This window comes from Desulfogranum japonicum DSM 18378 (assembly GCF_000429945.1).
GTDB lineage: Bacteria > Desulfobacterota > Desulfobulbia > Desulfobulbales > Desulfobulbaceae > Desulfogranum > Desulfogranum japonicum.
The window spans coordinates 19,893-40,733 of sequence record NZ_AUCV01000013.1; the positions used below are offsets into that span (position 1 = coordinate 19,893).

Annotated in this window: 18 protein-coding genes; 14 read left to right on the forward strand and 4 right to left on the reverse strand. The window is 45.3% G+C overall.

Translation table 11 applies throughout. The features are described from left to right. The first annotated feature begins 113 nt into the window (after nucleotides 1–113). From G493_RS0107645 to G493_RS0107680, 8 genes are all read left to right on the forward strand, one after another. Nucleotides 114–1,889 carry a Na/Pi cotransporter family protein gene (locus G493_RS0107645; RefSeq protein ID WP_028579904.1) on the forward strand — a complete coding sequence of 592 codons (1,776 nt, stop codon included), beginning with the start codon at nucleotides 114–116 and terminating at the stop codon, nucleotides 1,887–1,889. A gap of 208 nt (nucleotides 1,890–2,097) precedes the next feature. Then, nucleotides 2,098–2,520: a DUF3302 domain-containing protein gene (locus G493_RS28325; protein ID WP_084813482.1), complete on the forward strand. Its 423-nt coding sequence runs from the start codon at nucleotides 2,098–2,100 to the stop codon at nucleotides 2,518–2,520. A 1-nt stretch (nucleotide 2,521) separates the two neighbouring features. Continuing rightward, on the forward strand, nucleotides 2,522–3,469 hold the full coding sequence (locus G493_RS0107655; RefSeq protein WP_028579905.1) for an HlyD family secretion protein: 948 nt from the start codon (nucleotides 2,522–2,524) through the stop codon (nucleotides 3,467–3,469). Between the two features lie 95 nt (nucleotides 3,470–3,564). Then, nucleotides 3,565–4,929 (forward strand): TolC family protein, encoded by a 1,365-nt coding sequence (locus G493_RS0107660; protein WP_028579906.1) that lies wholly within the window; start codon nucleotides 3,565–3,567, stop codon nucleotides 4,927–4,929. Between the two features lie 116 nt (nucleotides 4,930–5,045). Beyond that, nucleotides 5,046–6,356, forward strand: coding sequence for a M18 family aminopeptidase (locus G493_RS0107665; RefSeq protein WP_028579907.1), 1,311 nt, complete (start codon nucleotides 5,046–5,048; stop codon nucleotides 6,354–6,356). A 163-nt stretch (nucleotides 6,357–6,519) separates the two neighbouring features. Further along, entirely contained in the window at nucleotides 6,520–8,184 is a 1,665-nt protein-coding gene (locus tag G493_RS31935) for a serine hydrolase (RefSeq protein WP_051309114.1), read from the forward strand. A gap of 246 nt (nucleotides 8,185–8,430) precedes the next feature. Next, nucleotides 8,431–8,823, forward strand: a complete 393-nt coding sequence (locus tag G493_RS0107675; RefSeq protein ID WP_051309115.1) for a cupin domain-containing protein — start codon at nucleotides 8,431–8,433, stop codon at nucleotides 8,821–8,823. 33 nt (nucleotides 8,824–8,856) lie between these two features. Beyond that, nucleotides 8,857–9,702: a helix-turn-helix transcriptional regulator gene (locus G493_RS0107680; RefSeq protein WP_028579909.1), complete on the forward strand. Its 846-nt coding sequence runs from the start codon at nucleotides 8,857–8,859 to the stop codon at nucleotides 9,700–9,702. 49 nt (nucleotides 9,703–9,751) lie between these two features. Here the strand turns inward: G493_RS0107680 and G493_RS28335 are convergent, their stop codons facing one another. Beyond that, nucleotides 9,752–10,561, reverse strand: a complete 810-nt coding sequence (locus G493_RS28335; protein ID WP_205623652.1) for an endo alpha-1,4 polygalactosaminidase — start codon at nucleotides 10,559–10,561, stop codon at nucleotides 9,752–9,754. 294 nt (nucleotides 10,562–10,855) lie between these two features. On the opposite strand from G493_RS28335, the gene G493_RS0107690 reads away from it, so the two are divergent. Next, the gene (locus G493_RS0107690) at nucleotides 10,856–12,298 is read left to right on the forward strand and encodes an aminotransferase-like domain-containing protein (protein WP_205623653.1); all 1,443 of its coding nucleotides are present in this window, start codon (nucleotides 10,856–10,858) and stop codon (nucleotides 12,296–12,298) included. A 69-nt stretch (nucleotides 12,299–12,367) separates the two neighbouring features. Further along, entirely contained in the window at nucleotides 12,368–13,297 is a 930-nt protein-coding gene (locus tag G493_RS28340; protein WP_035273951.1) for a DMT family transporter, read from the forward strand. A gap of 129 nt (nucleotides 13,298–13,426) precedes the next feature. Here G493_RS28340 and G493_RS0107700 read toward each other — a convergent pair whose 3' ends face one another. After that, nucleotides 13,427–14,572, reverse strand: a complete 1,146-nt coding sequence (locus tag G493_RS0107700) for a lytic murein transglycosylase (protein WP_232363732.1) — start codon at nucleotides 14,570–14,572, stop codon at nucleotides 13,427–13,429. Between the two features lie 544 nt (nucleotides 14,573–15,116). On the opposite strand from G493_RS0107700, the gene G493_RS0107705 reads away from it, so the two are divergent. From G493_RS0107705 to trhA, 4 genes are all read left to right on the forward strand, one after another. Then, nucleotides 15,117–16,310, forward strand: coding sequence for a homocysteine biosynthesis protein (locus G493_RS0107705; RefSeq protein WP_035273952.1), 1,194 nt, complete (start codon nucleotides 15,117–15,119; stop codon nucleotides 16,308–16,310). Then, nucleotides 16,307–16,717: an NIL domain-containing protein gene (locus G493_RS0107710; RefSeq protein ID WP_028579913.1), complete on the forward strand. Its 411-nt coding sequence runs from the start codon at nucleotides 16,307–16,309 to the stop codon at nucleotides 16,715–16,717. Before G493_RS0107705 ends, G493_RS0107710 begins: the two co-directional genes overlap by 4 nt. A 12-nt stretch (nucleotides 16,718–16,729) precedes the next feature. Continuing rightward, a complete protein-coding gene (locus G493_RS0107715; protein WP_028579914.1) occupies nucleotides 16,730–17,467 on the forward strand; it encodes a UPF0280 family protein in 738 nt (245 codons plus the stop codon). Between the two features lie 194 nt (nucleotides 17,468–17,661). Further along, a complete protein-coding gene (trhA, locus tag G493_RS0107720; RefSeq protein WP_051309117.1) occupies nucleotides 17,662–18,324 on the forward strand; it encodes a PAQR family membrane homeostasis protein TrhA in 663 nt (220 codons plus the stop codon). A 97-nt stretch (nucleotides 18,325–18,421) separates the two neighbouring features. On the opposite strand, the gene G493_RS0107725 is transcribed toward trhA, so the two are convergent. Further along, nucleotides 18,422–20,389, reverse strand: a complete 1,968-nt coding sequence (locus G493_RS0107725) for a PAS domain S-box protein (RefSeq protein WP_028579916.1) — start codon at nucleotides 20,387–20,389, stop codon at nucleotides 18,422–18,424. Further along, nucleotides 20,386–20,841 carry a response regulator gene (locus G493_RS0107730; protein ID WP_028579917.1) on the reverse strand — a complete coding sequence of 152 codons (456 nt, stop codon included), beginning with the start codon at nucleotides 20,839–20,841 and terminating at the stop codon, nucleotides 20,386–20,388. The genes G493_RS0107725 and G493_RS0107730 overlap by 4 nt, the downstream gene beginning before the upstream one ends.

The window sequence follows — 20,841 nt, forward strand, 5'->3', positions numbered from 1 at the left end:
AAAACAGAAATGTTTTTACAACGGGTGCCAGTAAGATTCTGTTCCTGGTGCTATGACAGATTCATGTGAAGAAAAGATCTCCATACGCTGGTAACATCAAGGAGCATAAAGGGATGAAACCTCTTAGCCAATACTATCTCCGTTACACCTGTGTATTTTTTCTCGTTATTCTTTGCTGCGGTCTCTGCACAGATACTGTTTACGGAGCAAATAGCGAAGTAGCCGAAATCGAGTGGTTCACCCTTTTCATGGGCCTTTTTGGCGGACTGGCTCTGTTTCTCGCAGGCCTTGATATGCTTTCTGAAGGGTTGAAAAAAGCAGCTGGAGAAACCCTGAAGACACTCCTTTCCAAAATGACAACCAACCGCTTGTTTGGAGCGGCCACCGGCGCTTTTGTTACTGCTGTTTTAAACTCTTCTTCTGTAACGACGGTTCTTGTGGTCAGTTTTATCACTGCTGGCGTTATGACTCTGGCCCAGTCAGTTGGAGTTATCATGGGAGCCAACATTGGCTCCACCATGACTGCCCAACTCCTTGCTTTTAATCTCTCTTCATACTCTCTCCTGCCTATTTCCATTGGTTTCTTTATGACGTTTATTGCCAAACGTGATCCCATGAAATATGCAGGCATGATGCTCATGGGACTTGGGCTGGTCTTTTTTGGAATGGGCATCATGAGTGAAGCCATGACACCACTGAGGACCTATGGGCCGTTTATGGAGTTTCTCGAGAGAATGGAACGTCCATTTCTAGGGATTCTCGCCGGAGCAATTTTTACCGGCCTGGTCCAATCTTCGGCAGCAACGGTCGGAATTGCCATTGCAATGGCCACTGAAGGTTTATTAAGCCTGCCGGCCGGCATTGCCCTCGCTCTAGGGGCTAATATAGGAACGTGTGTAACAGCACTGCTCGCAGCTCTGGGTAAACCGGTTGAGGCGGTACGTGCTGCTATTGTTCATATCCTGTTTAACGTTATAGGTGTCTTGATCTGGTTACCTTTTATTGATGTCCTGGCAGATATTACCATTGCAATCTCACCGGTTGCCGACAACCTTGAGGAAACAGTCAAAGCGGCTATTGAAGTACCAAGGCAGATTGCCAATGCCAATACCATCTTTAATGTCATAAACACGACTCTGTTCATAGGATTCTCGTCCTGGTTTGCCTTGTTAGCTGAACGCCTCTACCCCAAGCGCAAGGAAAAAACAGGTATTATCATTTCTCCAAAGTTTTTAGATGAAAATGCCCTTGAAGTCCCCAGCGTCGCCTTTGAACAGGTGCGGCAGGAATTTGGCCGAATGGGAGAGATTGCGGCTTCAATGCTGAAAGAACTGCCCAAAGCCGTTATTGCCAAAGATAGAAAACATATCGAGAACATCGTAAAACTGGACGATAAAGTCGACATTCTTGAAGCTGCAATTTTCACATTTCTCAGTAAAATTCGTCAGCAGTCACTTACCGAAGAAGAAAGTGTGCTACACCAGAAACTCATGTCGGCAACAGTTAATTTGGAAACACTGGCTGATATCATTGAAACAGAAATGGCAGAGCTTACCAAAGCATTTATACATAAGGAGCGAAAAGTAAGTGAAAAAACACTTTCCATATTCGATGAATTGTATAATGAGGTACAACACGCTGTCATTCTGGCCGTGCATGCAATCAGAGATAACGACCAACAGGCAGCCTTACAGGTCATTGTAAAAAAAGATCAGATAAGTAAACTTTCAGAATCACTATTGGCTCGAAAATCTGCACATCTGGGTCAACAAGATGCAGTCTTGCTTGAGACAGCGCGAATTGAAATTTCCATGGTGGATAAGCTACGTCGAGCGTATACGCTGGCTAAACGAATCGCAAAGATTGTCCTGCCTCCGGAAATCAGTTAGCCAGCACCGCAAATGTAAGGATTTTGAAAATTGTCCCGGTTATTCGTATCGCAATAACAGAAATACGCAAGCGGCTCCCTTTACAGGCGAAGTACGACTAAAAGGATAAAACGTCAAACCTGATTTTTCTTATGAAATATGTGGACTACCCTCTGGGTATATTCCCGATTTCCACACCATCTTGCAGGAGATAAATATGGAAGGACGAATGTTGGATTTTATTGCGCTGGCCGTATTGTGTTTTGTTGTACTCACCATCATTTATGGGATTATATTTATCCACGACATCCCCTACAATATCGCTAAAAAAAGGCAACATCCGCACCAGGATGCAATCCATACCGCCGGCTGGGTAAGCCTTTTTCTCATGCATGCTATCTGGCCGCTTCTCTGGATATGGGCAACCCTGTACAAACCTGGATATGGATGGGGTTTGCATTCGGGCAAAGAAACCGAAACAGAACAACCATCAGAACATTCCACAATTATGCTCGTTGAACTCACCGAGCGAATTGCCCGCCTGGAAGAAGAAAAGAAGCACATGCAATCACATTACAACCGTCTCATAAAACAACTCCATGGTCGGATAACCAAACTTGAATCTGGTCAGACAGCAGAGGAGGAACTCTGATATGGAAACCTTGCTCATTCTCACCTATGCCTCTGTTTGCTGGCTCATCTTCAAACTGTTCAAGATTCCGGTTAATAAATGGTCATTAACCACAGTGGTGCTCGGAGGAGTTATTATGATGGGGACTATACTTGCAGGTATGGCCTACTATCATCCTGCTTCTGTTACTGCGCGCTCCTACTATATGACCACGCCGATTGTCCCCAATGTTCGCGGCACAATTCTTGATGTAAAAGTCAAGATGAATACCCCTTTAAAAAAAGGAGATGTTCTCTGTACAATCGATCCTGTCCCTTACCAGGCCGAAGTTGACCGAATTACATCACAATTGCATCTTGCTGAAAAACGTCTTCAGCAATCACTGGAACTCAAAGAAGCTGGCGCAGGAAACACCTTTGATGTCGAACAATATCAAACCGACGTAGCTGACTTCAAGGCACAGCTGGATAATGCACAATTCAATCTTGAAAGCACGGTTATAAAGGCACCAACAGATGGTTTTGTTATCCATATGAGACTGAGACCCGGTATGATGGCTGTTCCTGTACCTTTAGCTCCGCTCATGACCTTTGTCCATAGTGATGAAACCTATTTTATAGCCGGCTTCAGCCAGCAGCCCATGCAGAATATAAAAGCAGACAACCATGCAGAAGTTATTTTTCCAGGAATCCCCGGTAGAATATTCCAGGCAAAGGTGGTGCGCATTCTTGATGCACTTGCTGAGGGCCAACTCCAACCCTCGGGAACAATGATGAGTATTAATCCAAATCTTCCCCAGGGTCTTATTCCGATAGTAATAAAAATCGAAGATGACATGTCAAATTTCTTCGTTCCCATGGGCGCATCATGCACAGTGGCAGTGTATAGTGAAAAATGGCACCATGTGACTATCATCCGTAAAATGCTCATGCGAATGAAGAGTTGGCAGAACTTTGCCCATTTTCATTGAAAGCAGGAGGTAATGGTATCATTACCTGCACCATTGAATACATAACGAGAACATTGTGTTGTTTTGATAGTACAATTTCAACATACGGTGGGAATATGACAAAAACACTGCGGCCCATTTGCCTTCTCATCTGCCTGAGTGCACTCTGTGCTGGTTGTGCGGGTCAAATAGCCACCCATGAAGAGGCTGTAGAGAGTGTACGTGCAGGTGAAATGCGCGAGCGTCTTGAAGGTAACCAATGGTCAGCGAAGAGCAACCAGGGGGAGGTCGATGATGGCTGGTTAAAAAGCTTCAACGACCCCACTCTGCTCAGTCTTGTTCAGGAAGCAGAGCAAAATAATTTTGAATTACAGATTGCTGCTGCAAAAATAGATCAAGCCATGGCATTGACGAATAAAGCTGGTGCCTCACTCAAGCCCTCTGTTGATCTTGCAGGCGGTTATGCTGACAGAAACTTTGACGATTTTGGCGAGGTTTTTGGAGGCGGTTTGACCATTTCATGGGAAGCCGACGTATGGGGAAGAATTCGTTCAGGTGTTGCTGGTGCAGAAGAAACAGCTGCGGCAACGGTATCTGACTATGCGTACGCCCGTCAATCCCTGGCTGCTGCTACGGCAAACAGTTGGTTTCTAGCCAACAGTAGCAAACTGCTTTTTGACTATGCTAACGAAATTGACGCATTATTCAGCGAATCTCTCCGGATCGTGACAATTAAAGAGCGCATTGGTCAGGTGGATCAACAAGATATTCACCTCGCAAAAGCCAACCTTGCCAAGGCCAAAGAAGCGGCACGACAGGCAGAAGCTTCCCTGGAAGATTCCAAGCGTAGCCTGGAAATTCTCCTGGGACGATATCCTGGAGCAGAGATACAGGCCAACGGGAAACTTCCCGCTGTTCCTCCACCCATCAGTGCAGGTATTCCCTCTGAACTTCTTGAACGTCGGCCGGATCTCATTGCTGCAGAACAACGGGTTGCAGCTGCATTCTATAAACAAAAAGAAGCTGAACTGGTCAAGCTACCCAGATTTTCTTTTTCTCTAACCCTTGGCCTGACTAATTTACGAGACGCTATCAGCAGTCTGGCCGCTGGTATATTCGCACCACTCTACAAGGGCGGCGCAATCGAAGCGGATATAGCCGCAGCCACAGCAGTACAGAAACAGGCAATCGCAGCATATGGACACGCCGCATTACAAGCGTTTAAAGAGGTTGAGTCAGCCCTTTCCCAGGAAGAACACCTGGGTCAACGGGAAAAATATTTACAAATTACTGTTGATGAAAATTTTAAAGCCTATCAACTGGTGCAAAAGCAATATGAAATTGGTAAAATTGATTTTCTTGATGTGCTCAATGTGCAAAACAAATGGGTTCAAGCCAAAATTGCCTTGATAAACATTTCCACTCTGCGTCTACTGAACAGAGTTCAATTGCACCTGGCTCTTGGTGGAAGTTTTGAATAATTTACATAACCGGTACTCACAGATGCCACCCTTGGGTGTATTGCAGAGCGTAGACAGTGTTTTTCACTGGCAAAACTGCGAGCACCCTCTTTTCTCCCTGATCAGGAAGCTAATTTATGTCGTATCAACAATATAATGAAAGACTTTGCGATTATATATCTCGATCCACCACGCCCTACCATGCAATCAAAAACAGCATGGGCATCCTGGATGCAGCAGGTTATGTGCGTCTCTATGAATCCGATCCCTGGCAGCACCTTTCTCCTGGAAGATATTATGTAACCAGAAACAGTTCCAGTTTAATAGGGTTTCAGATTACTCCAACTGCAAACACATTGCGCATGGCAGGCTCGCACACAGACAGCCCGAGCCTTCGGGTCAAACCCAATCCTCTTCACACAAAAAGCGGATACCTGCAACTGGGAGTGGAAGTGTATGGAGGAGCCCTGCTCAATCCTTGGTTTGACAGAGACCTCAGCATGGCAGGCAGAGTCATCTGGCATACTGAGGATGATATAATGCAATCCAGTTTGATTGATTTCCGGAGACCGGTTGCGGTTATCCCAAGTCTGGCAATACATTTTGACAGAGAAGCCAATACCGGCAAGGAGATCAACAAGCAGACAGACATGGTTCCTCTTCTGATGTTGGATTCCGGTACAAAGCCAATGCATTTCAATGAGCTTCTAAAAAAACAATTTCTGCTTGAACATCCAGGAAATGATCACGCTGAAATCATTGACTATGATCTTTTCCTGTATGACAGCCAGCCGCCAGCCCTTGTGGGGCTTGAGCAGGAGTTTATTACCTCTGCCAGGCTGGATAACCTGCTTTCCTGCTATTGCATCATCCAGGCCGCTGCCTCTTGTTCACAGGCACATAATCTGCTTTTTGTTCTCAATGACCATGAAGAAGTCGGCTCTGTTTCGACCAGCGGTGCACAGGGCCCCTTTTTGCAATCCATTCTCTCCAGACTCTACCCGGAAAGACCGGTACGTGAAAGCATGCTCGCCAAGTCGCTGCTCATTTCCGTGGATAATGCCCATGCTGTGCATCCCAATTTTGCAAGCAAACATGAACCCCAACACCTGCCCGTACTTAATGGGGGACCGGTCATTAAAACCAATGCCAACCAGCGCTATGCCAGCAATGCCTGCACCAGCAGTATTTTTAAGCTTCTGTGCAAACGCAATGAAATCCCTGTGCAGAATTTTGTTATGCGCAACGACATGGCCTGTGGATCAACCATAGGTCCCCTGACTTCCGCTGCCATCGGCATCCCAACCATTGACATCGGTGTACCTCAATTGGCCATGCACTCAATTCGTGAGACCATTGGCAATCGGGATGGATATTACCTGGGCAAAGCTCTTTCTGCATTTTTTGAAGAGCATGATGAAAAACTGCAGTGTGCTGAAGCCGCATAACATCACATTGTCAACGACCTATGCACCTACTTTTTTTTACGAAAAAGTATTACAGATGTTTGTTGGTAGCAATTGTTTTACTTCACAGCCTGATCTGCTATACTTGTGATGACGTAACCAACTGATAACATCGCCTATTCAACACCAGCTTGATTTCATTCTTATGTCTGCTTTTTTTCGCATCTCCCTTCTGTGTACCGTCTTGCTTGCCAGTTTACACGTGGCCTTACCTTTACCGGCAGAAGCGGAAGCTCAACAGTATGACCTGGTCTACACCTGGGACACTGACCTGGACAGCGTTCTTGATTATAAAGAGCAATTGGAAGAACTGCTTTCTCCTGAAATCCGTAAACGACTGAAGATCGTTAAAAAGAAAAACGAATACGGCGTTATTTACGATTGCAACACCTCGGTTACTGATATCGTCAAAGTTATAGTCAAACAGGGAGAGATACTCAAAGAAGCCGGCTTTGACCAAGCCTATGCCATCCAGGATAAAGGCTATCATGAACTGTTCAACGTCAGTTATGGATACGGCCCTAATCTGGATGCGCTGATCAAAAATTATGCACAGATATACAACTATCTCGGTAAATCTGTGGGAAAAGACCTGTATATAGAGCAAGATGATAAAGGGAATTATATGCTGGTCTATCGCAGACATGGCGACCGCTCATCCACTTTAACCGTGGCCAAGCGTCATGGTCGACTGTTGCGAAAAAAAGGTATACACACCAGTATCACAGAGGAACTCAACAACGCTGTAGTTTTCGGGGAGTCAACCTTTCTCCATGGAGAAGAAGAGACCGCCACTGTACTCACTGCAACTGCCAGTCAGCAGAAAGATGCTGATTTACCCGAAGTTACCCCGCCGGAAACGATTAGCCCTGCTGTCCCTAAACAACCCGTTGAATCAAACCCCGTGGTGTTACATCCTGGTGATATCAAGGTTGCAGTCTCCCAGGGAAAATCTTCGCAAGGTTCACGCGTAGCTCAGATCCCTGCTCCCAAGCTTACAGAGAGCCGAGCCGGCATCACTCGATCATCAAACGCTGCCATTGAAATGAAAATTGAGAGCTACATTAAAAACTTGCGTCAGAAAGGCCAACTCCGGGGAGATGAAAAAACAGGCTGGATGGTCTATGATCTTAACCGAAATGTCAGCCTTGTGGATATTAACGCCGATCAGTCCTTCCAGGCAGCAAGTATGATCAAACCCTTTGTCGCTCTGGCTTTCTTTCATAAAGTAAAAAACGGCTCCCTTCAATACGGACCAAAAAGCAGAAGACAAATGGAAGCTATGATTCAGCGCAGCAGCAATTCTGCCACCAACTGGATTATGCGCCAGGTGGGCGGGCCTGCGACCTGTCAAAGTTTACTCACCCAAAACTACGGGCACCTGTTTAAAAAGCTACACATTGTTGAATATATTCCTGCAGGTGGACGTACTTACCGTAACAAGGCGTTACCGTCTGATTATGTTCGTTTTTTGCGTGCACTGTGGAACAAGGAACTACCCTATGGTGAAGAAATCCGTCGATTAATGTCTCTGCCTGGCCGCGACCGCCTTTACTACGGAACTCCCATTCCTCAAGGTACATTGGTATATAATAAAACCGGTACAACAGCGCACCTGTGTGGTGACATGGGTATACTTGCCCCGAAAACCAAAAACGGCCACAGGTATCCCTATGCAATTGTCGGGATTATTGAACGTAGTTCAAGACCATCCAACTACAAGCAATGGATGCGATCCAGAGGAGGAGTCATCCGAGAGGTTTCCACCTTGGTGTACAAGGATCTTAAAAGCCAACATTTGCTGAAATAGTTACACACAAACTACTTACCGGGGGGTACCTCTTGACGCTATTGCTCTCTGAGCAGCAACGTTGCATGTATATCTTGCAATATCCCCTGTAACGTATCATGGGATCTGTATCTTCCTGGTTTCACTCACCTCCAAACTGTAACTGGTAAAAAGAGCAAGATCATACAATATTTTCATATCGATTTGGGCTACTCTCCCTGGCATAAACCAAATGCAATGTGCAAACCACAATGAGGAGAATAGACAATGACATCAGCAATCCCAGCAAGAGATTTTATAGATGGAATAATTCATTATTCTGATCGCAGTGACCGAATGGCTGATATAAAGTGGATGGAACACCCTACCTTTAAAGGTGTACACCTGAAACATATTATCAAAGGTTGTGATAGTGGTGGCCTTTTCAGCTCACACCTTGTCAAAATTGATCCAGACTGCTGCCTGGAAAGCCATATTCATGCAGACCAATTCGAACTGCATGAAGTTCTTGCAGGTAAAGGCACGTGTAAGTTGCTGGAAAAAACATTCCCATACGCGACAGGCAAGATGACTGTAATTCCCAAAGGACAGCATCATGGAGTCCATGCCGGTCCCGAAGGGCTCACGCTGTTGGCTAAATTTTTTCCTGCCCTGCTTTAATCATTTTTCGCAACCCCAAGGAATCATAGCCAAATGAAAAGGGTTAGCTCCACACTGAAATCCATAACAATTCCTTCGCTTCCTGGGGTTGAAGTGATAGCGGGAAGGCACATTACCACGCCTTTCCGCCGTCATATCCACGGGACGTATATCATAGGCAAGGTTGAAGAAGGGCAACGTACGCTTTTTTTTACCGAGACGACTCTTCAGATAGCTACAGGAGGCATGTTTCTCATCCAGCCAGGACAGGTTCATGCCTGCAAAAGCGCACTTCACCAGGGACACTCTTACCAGATTTTGAGTATTGCTCCACAACTGATGCAACATATAGCATCCCATGCCGCAGACAAACCAGTTAGCCCACCCGTATTTACACAAAATCAGGTATGGCACGAGGAGGAGAAACTCCAGTTCTCTTTATTTTTACAGAAAATCTATTCACCAGCGAGCGAAAAACAGATCTCACGGGCTCTAGCAGATTTTCTTACCCTATTGCTACAGCACCATGCTCTATGCCCTTCCTCCCAGAATCGGGAAAAGAGAATAAAAGAGGCTGTTGCAAGAGCACAGGACCACATACATGGACACTACAACAGACGCCTCACGTTGGAAGAGCTTTCCAAATCAGCATGCCTCAGTCAATTTCACCTGCAGAGAGAGTTCAAAAAAGACCTGGGCATTACGCCCCATGAATATCTGACTGATCTCAGAATGTGCAAAGCAAAACAAATGATTTTAGAGGCACAAGATTTAGCTGAAGTCGCCATTGAACTAGGATTTCATGATCAAAGTCACTTTGCAAAGACATTTAAAAAAACAGTAGGCGTGTCACCTAAAAAATTCTTCAATTCCAACACCTGCAATCATCCCCTCCCCTAAGAAGATACATATACATAGCTCCCAAAAAACTCGTAAAAAATATATGCACTTATCGACAAGAAACTCGCCAACTGTCCAACGACAGATTTTTCTTCAGCCAATCAAAATTCATACTGTTAGCCTGTGAACAAAACGTTGTGGTTGAAAGTGAATATTCAACCCCGAATACAGCTTTGCCTGCTTGCACAAAGGGCAGCAACAAATCACATTCATCATATTGAAAACACTGTTCGTTAAGAGCCCAGTCAAAGTAACTGACAAGATCCTGAACCTGATCCAGGTCATTTTTCAATCCAATGGACAAGTTACGTGCATGGGCAGCCTCTGCCAACCAGCGGTTGTAGGTCAACTGCTCCTCTGAAGTAAGCGCAAAACCGCTATCGTTGCTGTATCCATCAATATTATCCGGTTCAATGCCATCACAACCCTTTTCCACAGCCAAATCCATACGTCTCAACATGATAGGTCCAAGAATGTCAATTCGACTGATATCAAGCCACCTTTCATCGGGCCAACCATCCAAATATTTGCCCAACACCTCTTCAGGAAATACATTGGCATCGTCCCGGTAGTTTTCCCACGATCCCGCACTCATATAACATATGACTTTTTTCCCCTGACTTTTTAACAGGGAAATCATACTCGCCGACGTATCAAAAAGATCGACATCGTACATGTCAACGTCCAAATCGGTATCAAGTGTACCGGATAACTGCCACTGCCAACTCACGCCAGGTTTGGGCTGCCACCAGGACGAACCATGAATATAGGCAGGAAGATAAGGAACCAGTACATCCGCCATGGACACCGTACACAACATGCAAAACAACCCCATATATACTGCACTCATTTTCTTCATTCTCATCACCAAATATCTCCTAAAAAATACCTGAGCACAAGGGAGGTATTCCCTATTCCTCAATGCCTGTGAGCAATTAGCAAAAAAACACAATAATGCGAAAGTGTGCATCAATCTGGTGATCTCAGTTTTTCATACCCCAGTAAAGAGGTACACATCACCACGGGTATCCTCTAAAAACTGTACCCGTTTTTTCATGCAACAATTAATACTGTACCCCTTGCCTAAATACGGTACTGTATCTCGTCAAAGTCGCGTTGTGGCTGTACAGTAACACTTACCATGAATACAGAAATGAGAATCAAAACAGATACATTATATCGTGAAGTGGCGGACAAGGTTGCCGGACTCATTGCTCAAGGCACATTTCGAGCAGGAGACAAAGTGCCTTCTATTCGTCAAATGAGCAGGCAGATGAAGGTGAGTATCAACACCATCAAAGTTGCATACGGACTGTTGGAAGATGCCTGCATAATAGAGGCCAAACCGCAGTCAGGTTACTATGTCAGACCAAAGCTCCCTGCAATTCCCGAGGAACCTGATCTTAATCCTCCCAAACCTGTTTCACTGCAACTGACGTCCACAGAACTGGTTATTCGCTTAATGCAGGATATCCTTGATCCGGAAAAAGTGCAATTTGGAGCTGCGATTCCAGCACCTGATCTGATTCCTGAACAAAAGCTGAGTCGGATACTTTCATCCGTCAACCGCAGGCATGGTAAAGAAAGTGTGGCATACGCTATTCCGCCAGGAAACAAAAAATTACGCGTACAGATAGCCCGTCGAATGCTGCGGGCAGGTTGTTCAATTAACCCTGGTGAGATCATCATAACCAACGGTGCCGCTGAAGCAGTTTTTCTGGCCTTGCGGACAATATGTCGACCAGGGGATACGGTAGCGGTTGGCAGCCCGATCTATTTTAACTTTATTCAAATGCTTAAAGAATTGGGACTCAATATCGTTGAAATCGCCTCATCACCCAGTACCGGGCTCCATTTGAAAAGCCTTAAACTTGCCCTGCAACAAACAGACATCCAAGCATGCCTGGTTATTTCCAATTTCAATAATCCCTTTGGCATTAGCATTTCAGATGACAAAAAAGAACAGTTGGTGAAATTGCTGGCACGTTACAGGGTTCCTCTCATAGAAGACGACATAAACGGTAATCTGAGCTTTGGTGATGATAGGCCAACCGTAGCCCGATCATGGGATAAATACGGGGATGTACTGCTGTGTTCATCCTTTTCCAAGACTATTGCTCCTGGCTATCGGGTAGGCTGGATTGCTCCGGGAAGACATTACGAAGGAGTGCTCCATCAAAAACTGATTACCAATATTGCTTCCGCGAGCCCCACCCAACTGGCTGTCGCAGACTTTCTGGAATCAGGCGGCTATGATCACCATCTTCGACACATACGACGGGAATATGCTGCCAAAATAGGCAGTATGTCAGAGGCGATTGGACACTATTTTCCCAAAGGAACCCGGGTCACGAGACCCCAGGGAGGATTTGCCCTCTGGGTTGAAATGCCGAGAGCTGTTGATGGTATGCAGCTTTACAAAGAGGCTTGGAAAAACGGTATTACCATAGCTCCCGGAACTGTTTTTTCCACAACAGATGATTTCAGAAACTGTCTGCGTCTCAACGGTGCATTCTGGAGCGAGAAAAACAAATGGGCTATTGAAGCACTTGGACAAAAAGCAACAGAGCTTGCCACGAAATCGCAGCACCTATAATTTTTTCTGTAATATATCAACTCACAAGATGAAATTACTTATTCCATCATTACACGAATAGGACGCACAATGAAAAATGTGTTTTTTTACCTTGCAACCGTTCTTATCTGGGGCTCTACCTGGATAGGTATAAAAATGCAATTGGGATCTGTTGCCCCTCTCACATCCGTCATTTATCGTTTTGGTCTGGCCTCTTTTCTCCTTTTTCTCTGGTGTAGTATTGCTCGGTTAAATCTTCGATTCAGCATAAGGCAACACCTGTTCATGGCAACACAGGGGGTACTGTTGTTTGGTGTTAATTATCTTCTCTTCTACCTGGCGGAACTGCATATTGCCAGTGGTCTGGCAGCGGTGATTTTTTCTACCATTCTGCTCATGAATGTCTTCAATGGGGCAATTTTTCTTTCCAAACAAGTGGACAGCAGAATGATTATGGCCGGTACCCTGGGATTACTTGGAATCGCCCTGGTGTTTCGGCCTGAAATAACCCATTTCTCACTGGAAAACCATGGACTGCTAGGGGTCGTCCTTTGCCTTTCAGCCACCATGCTGGCTTCACTGGGAAATATCACGTCGGCATACAATCAGAAAGCTCTGGAGTTACCGATTGTACAAACCAATGCCTATGGAATGGCATACGGCACCGCAGTCCTGTTTTGTGTTGCACTGGTAACTGGTACCCCGTTTCAATTTCAATGGACAGTAAACTATGTTGGCAGTCTGCTTTACCTGGCGGTGTTTGGATCCATCATAGCCTTTGGCTGTTACCTTGCTCTGCTCGGTAGAATTGGCGCAGATCGTGCTGCCTATGCAACACTGCTCTTTCCACTGGTAGCGCTGGTTATTTCTACGTTCTGGGAAGGATATCAGTGGACGCTATCAGCTGGTTTCGGTGTATTCCTCATTCTTCTGGGCAACAGCTTGATGATCTATAAACCAAGGGGGAGAATAGCAATACAAACCGCCCCGATAACCACAGGCGTTGTGGAGAAGGTTTAAAGGGTATAATCTGATATGAAATACGCCTTGCTCCATAAAAAAACGCACTGTTTTCATGGAGCAAGGACACCATTTAGCAAAAAGAGAGGTCAGATCTCCGCCAAATGAACTCTCCATCTGGAAGCTGAGTCATTTACATATATATCGGTAAAATTCCCGATCCGGTTCTCCTGTCTGGGGCATGCCGTTCAGCCGTTGGACCAGACGAATGGCGTTTCGAGTCCCTTTACCTACGTAACCGTCAATTTCACCATTATAATACCCCTTCTCTTTAAGGCATTTCTGTAAGGCAAATTTTTCATCGATGTTCAGGGCGCCCGCTGGTCGCGGCCAGGCTTGTGCCATTCTGCCCCCTCCGCCGATCCGGTCAGCCAGAAGGCCAACTGCCAGGGCATAAAAATCTGAGTTATTGTAGCGTTTGATAACAAAAAAATTACGCAGCATGAGAAATGCCGGCCCTTCAACCCCTGCAGGAAATTTGAGCTCAGCTTTGTCTGCAGGGCGCGGAAAAGCTCTCTTTCTTGTGCGAATAAAGCCCAAATCGGTCCACTGCCGCAGGGTTTTGGTCTGTCCCTCAAACTGGATGCCGTTATCAGGCGCTATTATTTCATATCCCCAGGTCTTACCGGTTTGCCAGCCATTGTCTTCCAGCAGATTGGCAGACGTTGCCAGGGCATCGGGAATAGTATTCCAGATATCTCGCCGCCCATCACCGTCCATATCAACACCATACGCCAAATAGCTTGTTGGAATAAATTGGGTATGCCCCATTGCTCCCGCCCATGAACCTTTAAGCCCAGAAGGTTCAACGTCGCCTGACTGTAAGATCTGCAAGGCGGCGATAAGTTGTTTACGGGCAAAATTGGAGCGCTTTTTATCTGCATAGGCAAGGGTTGCCAGTGCCTGTGGAACATAATGCAACCTGGATTCTTTTTCCAATATTCGCCCATAACTGGTTTCCATGGACCAGATAGCTAAAAGTATTTCCTGTCGTACCCCAAATTGTTGTTCTATTCGCGTTAATGTGGTGGAGTGGAGCTGTCTCATTTTTATCCCCATATCCACAGATCTTGGATTTACACGGGCATCAAGATAATCCCAAAGGGTTGATTTGAATTCCGGTTGAAAATTTGCTTTGGCAATCACCTTGGGATCTGGAAACTGAACCTGGGCAAAGGCTTGAGCATAGGTCTCGCGTGTAATACCCTGTGCTGCCGCAACAGGATAAAAATCCTCAAGCCATTGCTGAAAACTGGTTTCTTCTGTCCATGCCATGCCTCCAGTGCACAAGAGGTACATTATACCTGCACACAGAAAACATAGAATATTTCGTGTCATTTTTATGGAACGTATTGGAAGCATTGAATATTTACATTATTGTTTCACTGGAGTTCATCAGCCATCAACCACACCTGGTGCAACCTACCGCATTCTAAAAAAATTGCAAAGTTCTTTGCCATTCAAGCCTTGACTAATCCTGATGTAACCCCAGGGAATATCATATCATTTCTCTACACCTCACTAATAACAAGCCTTGTTGCCAGACTCGAAATGATGTGACCACTCTTCTGCAGAGCATATACCACGTCTTCGTTATTGCCTTCTTTTTCTCCAGCCAGTATGCTGCCCCTTGCTGTTTTTTCAGAGACAGCCTATAGTGCAGGGTCAACGGAGAGAGTTGCTTAATCTAGTGTCACATCAATGATGAAATCTTGATACGATTCATACATCACATCTGATAACCATGATCAGGATTCATCTGTCTTCCGATCAAAATTCATGATAAACAAACTGACACTAACCCAGTGGAGTATTGTGTATGTCAAAAACCTATGCTGAAATAAATGAAAAAATTGCTTCAGGAAAAGCGGTGGTTCTTACTGCCGAAGAAGTTATAGATTATGTTGATAAAAAAGGCGTTGAACAAGCCGCAGCAGAAATCGACGTGGTTACAACAGCAACCTTTGGCCCCATGTGTTCTTCAGGGTGTTTTCTTAACTTCGGCCACAGCACACCCAAAATGCGTATTTCCGAGGCCTGGATCGAAGATGTACGAGCCTACTGTGGTATTGCAGCCGTCGACGTATACCTGGGAGCCACAGAACTCCGCCACAACGACCCTGCCAACATGTATTACCCTGGTGAGTTCAGGTATGGTGGCGGCCATGTAATAGAAGACCTTGTTGCAGGAAAAAAACTGCAACTGTTCGGGCTTTCTTATGGTACCGATGATTATCCTCGACGTGAAATCAGGACCATGTTCGATATTAATGACCTGAACCAGGCCATTATGAGTAATCCCCGCAACTGCTATCAAAATTATAATGTTGCCACCAATACCTCAGACAAAACCATCTATACCTATTTGGGTATTCTTAAGCCACGTATACGTAATCTGACCTATAGCTCCGCCGGTCAGTTATCCCCGTTGCTGAATGATCCGCTTTACCAGACCATAGGTATAGGGACGTCCATATGGCTGGCTGGCGCACGGGGTATCGTTTATGCAGAAGGCACGCAACATTGCTCCAAGGTCGAACGTGGCGACAATGACGTTCCAGTAGAAGGAGCCGGCACCCTTGCACTCAGTGGTGATATGAAAAAAATGCAGTCCGAATTTGTACGAGGGGTCAGCCTGAAAGGATATGGAGTCTCTCTGGCACTTGGAGTAGGCATTCCCATCCCCATCCTGAATGAAGAAATACTCATGCGAACCACGGTTCGGGACAGGGATATTTCCGCCTGCATTATCGACTACGCCCACGATTACCCTCAGAAGACCGGTAAAGTTCTGCAAAAATGTACCTATGAGCAGCTACGCTCAGGAACCATTGAAATACAGGGAAAAGAAGTCAAGGTGTCCTCCATGTCTTCCTATAATAAGGCCCTGAAAATTTGTGAATTGCTCAAGGCAGAAATACAGGACGGAAAATTTTTACTTTCCGAAGCGAGCCAGCGCTTACCTCTTAACCAGAGTATGCAGGCGCTCAACATACAGGGGCCGACAAAATGAAAACCCAGAAAATTTATCTCTATTTCCCCAAAAGCGAGACCGATAAACCTATTATCTGCCACCTGATACGCAATTATGATCTGACCATAAATATTTTTCGGGCAAAGGTGACACCTGAGGAAGAAGGCCACCTTTCACTGGAGGTCACAGGGACGGAAGAAAACATTGCAAAAGCCTTTCAATACCTGGAAGGGTTTGACGTCATCATCCATACCGGTGCAAAGGCAGTGCACTGGGAAGGGCAACGCTGTACACACTGCGGAAATTGCCTGTCCCATTGCCCCACAGCTGCACTCCATTTTGCAGATCCAAACACCCGGGAAGTACAGTTTGATGAGGAAAAGTGTATTGAATGTCTCTCCTGTATCACCAATTGTCCCTTCGGTGTCTGTTCATCTGCTTTCTAATATTGCACTCATATGCGAACATTTCGCTCATTCAGCTGGAAAGATACCAACCTTCGCATTGCCGGTGATCAGTTCGACTGTATTACCCAGGCCATATTAAAGGAGCGTAGGGCTCTGGAGGCATACATTCGCAGACATCCGGAATTTCAACACTCTCTTGTTCCAATATCTTTGCTTGATATGCCTCCGGTCAGTGCGCAGCGTATGGCTGATGCTGCGCAGTTGACAGGGCTTGGCCCCATGGCGTCTGTGGCTGGAACTCTCGCCCAGATAGGAGTAGAAGCGGCCATGGAATCTGGAGCAACTGAGGCCATTGTTGAAAATGGCGGAGATATGTTCCTGTATAGCCAGCAACCCGTTACCATAGGTTTATATGCAGGCAACAATGCCATCGGCGATAAACTTGCATTCAAATTATCCCCCACAGATCTGCCTTTAGCTCTATGCAGTTCATCAAGTATTATGGGGCATTCTCAGTCCTTTGGAAAATGCGATCTGGCAACAGTCGTAGCTAAAAATGCAGCCCTGGCTGATTCCGTAGCTACCCTGGTATGTAATTCCATACAGACAATTCATGACTTGGAGCAGGTGCTCAACCAAGCTGGCAACATCCAGGGAGTTCACGGGATACTTGCAGTAAAAGACGATAAAATAAGCATATATGGGAACTTACCAGAACTTGCTCGAAATCAGGATGTTTCTCTGAGAAACAAAATCACAAAAGACATACACTCAAATTTTTCTCTCTGAGATCAGAGCTTGGGACTGCCGAAAAATTTCAGCATCCCCAAGCTACCTATAGTTGGTCAGAAACGGTGTGTCAGCTCTGCCGAACGTATTGATATCTACACAAGTGACGGTGACAAGTTAAGAAAAGCTGATTATAGCTATTGGTAACCTTTTCTTTTCAATACGAAAGATACACACTTCAGTGTTAAAACATCATGAAATCTCAAGCTTCTGCACTTCCACGCTACAGTCTGTATGAAGAAATTGCCAACAGTATAACCCATGGTATCGGCATTATCTTTTCCATAGCCGGATTAGGCGTACTTACCTCTTTTGCGAGTACTTTTGGTTCTGTATGGCATATTGTTTCATGCAGTATATACAGTGGCACAATGATTCTGCTCTATTCAATTTCAACGCTGTACCATTCCATACCGGGAGAGAAAACAAAAGCAGTCTTCAGGGTACTTGACCACTCCTCAATATTTCTCTTGATAGCAGGGACCTACACGCCAATTACCCTGGTATGCCTGAGAGGTCCATTGGGATGGACGATCTTTGGGTCTATTTGGGGACTTGCAGTCCTGGGGATATTGCTTGAAATTTTTCTCCCTAAAAAACTAAGGTATATAACCATCGGACTTTACGTCATTATGGGGTGGACTATCATACTAGCTGTCAAGCCCATGCTCTCCTCTGTCCCTCCTGGAGGACTCTGGTTATTATTGATTGGAGGACTTTGGTATACGTTCGGTATCCCTTTCTACATCTGGAGGTCACTCCCATTTAATCATGCAATCTGGCATCTCTTTGTTCTCGGAGGAACAATTTTCCAGTTTTTTGCCATTCTCCTTTATGTAGTACCGGTTTACACATAAGCTACCCATAGGTGATATGCCACTCAGACTTAACGTCAATATGAAAAACCTGAGAGATTTGCTTTGTGCCAGGAGGAGAAACGCTGAAAGCGTTCTCTCAGGCCTTTACCTTAGGCAATGTGGTGGCAATGGATATAAAAAATATGCTTCCTCCATCGGGCACCGGTTTTGCCCAGACAGTGCCTCCGTGTTGCTCGGCAATTTCTCTTACGATCGCCAATCCCAGGCCCGCCCCTTCAATATTTCTTGTTTCCTCCTTGCGTTGAAACAGGTCAAAGATCTTTTCGCTGTCTTCGACACCAATGCCTACACCGTCATCTCGAACAGAAAGAATATGGTGCGAACCAGAATTCTCATACCCGATGGAAATTTCACTTAAATTCTCACCACCGTACTTCAACGCGTTATCAACTAGATTTCTCAACACTCGCAACAAAGCAAGTCTATCAGCATAGATCTCCGGTAAAGAGTCGGGGACAAGCCAGCGAATGGAACGGATACTGAATCGTATTGCAAATTCATCTCTAATAATCTGGAGAATCCTGTTCAGACTAATACGCTCTACTAAAAGCGAAACTTCCTTTGTGGATATATACAGATTAATTGTTTCAACCAGGGACACAATCTGTTCAGATGATTTCAAAATCTGTTCAAGATAGTTTACTCCACGCTCATCCAAAGCCCCGTTGTATTGTTTGTGAAGAAGTCTGGTGAGGCCGTGTACACTGATTGCAGGACTTTTCAGGTCGTGGGAAACGGAATAAGCAAAAAATTTAATTTGTTCAGAACTTTTCTGCAATGCCTCTTCCATTTGCTTTTGCTCTGTCACATCACGTCCCACTGATTGCACTTCTTTTGGACACCTATTATTGTCAACAATGAGGCGATTGGTCCATTGTTGCCACCGGATGGTACCATCTGGTTTCACGACTCTGAGCTCAATGGTTCCCACTGGAGTGTCAGCATCCAAAAAAGCAACATGCTCTCTGACCTTATCCCGATCCTCTTCAAACAGGACAGGATACACTGTGTTGCCGAGCATCTCCGATTCCTTCCTGCCAAAATATCGGCAAAATGCCTGGTTAACAAAAGTAATCGTCTGGTCAGGCAAGGTGCGAAAAATGAGCTCAGTCTGGTCTTCCACAATAGCTCGGTAACGGGCTTCACTCTCTTTTAAACCCTGTACTGCCATTTTATAGTCTGTAATATCTCTGAATATACCCTGATAACCTAAAACTGAACCATCAGGGGAATACTTAAGAGCCGAGGTCAGTACGCAATCTATTTGCTTGCCATCCTTTCTGACAAACCTGACAGGGTAGTCACGCAAAAAACCATGCCGCTCTATGAATTCCCTATATCTTTTCCGATCATCTTTATTGACATAAAGCTGGACAATATTTTTTGCCATGAGTTCAGAGCGTGAATAACCAAACAGATCCAGCCCTGCCTGATTAATATCAAGAAACTCCCCGTCTCGGGTAACAATGGCAATGGCATCTCTGGAATCTTCAAAGAGACGTCGATATTTTTCTTCACTGACAAGAATAGCTTTTTCCGCTCTGTGGCGTTCAAGCACTTCACGACGTAACTCTTCATTGGCTTTTTCCAATTCTGCAGTACGTTCCTGAACCCGGAGTTCCAACTTATCGCCAACTCTTCGCAGGGCTTCTTCTGTTCGTTTACGCTCTATGGCATATCGCGTGGATCTTGCCAGGAGATGACTGCTTACATGCCCTTTTGAAAGGTAGTCTTGGGCCCCCTCTTTCACCGCTTTAATGGCAAGAGCCTCGTCATCAAACCCAGTTAAAATAATAATTGGAATTTCCGGATACCTGTTCTGAACGTTTAAAAACGTCTCAAACCCCTGGCTATCAGGAAGAGAAAGATCCAGGAGGATAACATCAACCTCTTCCTTTCCCAGAATTTCAAGACCGGCTCTGAGAGATTCGACAATGTTCAACGTAAAAGTGCCGGGAGTGCATTCTGAAAAATGTTCCCTGATCAATCGAATGTCAGCAGGATTATCCTCAATCAGAAGTACAACTACACGCTGCGAATTCATTGACTGGCATCTCTGGGCAACTTCACAATTGTAAACCAAAAGTCTTCAATGGATTCAACAACGGCAATAAATTGATCAAGATCTACAGGCTTTGTAATATAACAGTTTGCGTGCAGGCTGTACGCCTTGAGAATATCCTGTTCAGCCTTGGACGTTGTCAGCACAACTACAGGTATACGACATAAGTCGTTGTCGGATTTGATCTCTGAAAGAACTTCTCTCCCGTCTTTTTTGGGAAGGTTCAAATCAAGCAGGATTAAATCCGGGCGTACGGCATCGCTATACTTGCCCTCCTTGCGTAGAAAAGCCAACGCTTCAACGCCGTCTTCCACTACGGAAAGATTGTTCCTGACCTTACCTTCTTTCAACCCTTCAATGGTCAAACGCACATCTCCAGGATTATCCTCTACCAGGAGGATTTCCACTGGTAACCCTTGGTTTCTAAAAGTCAT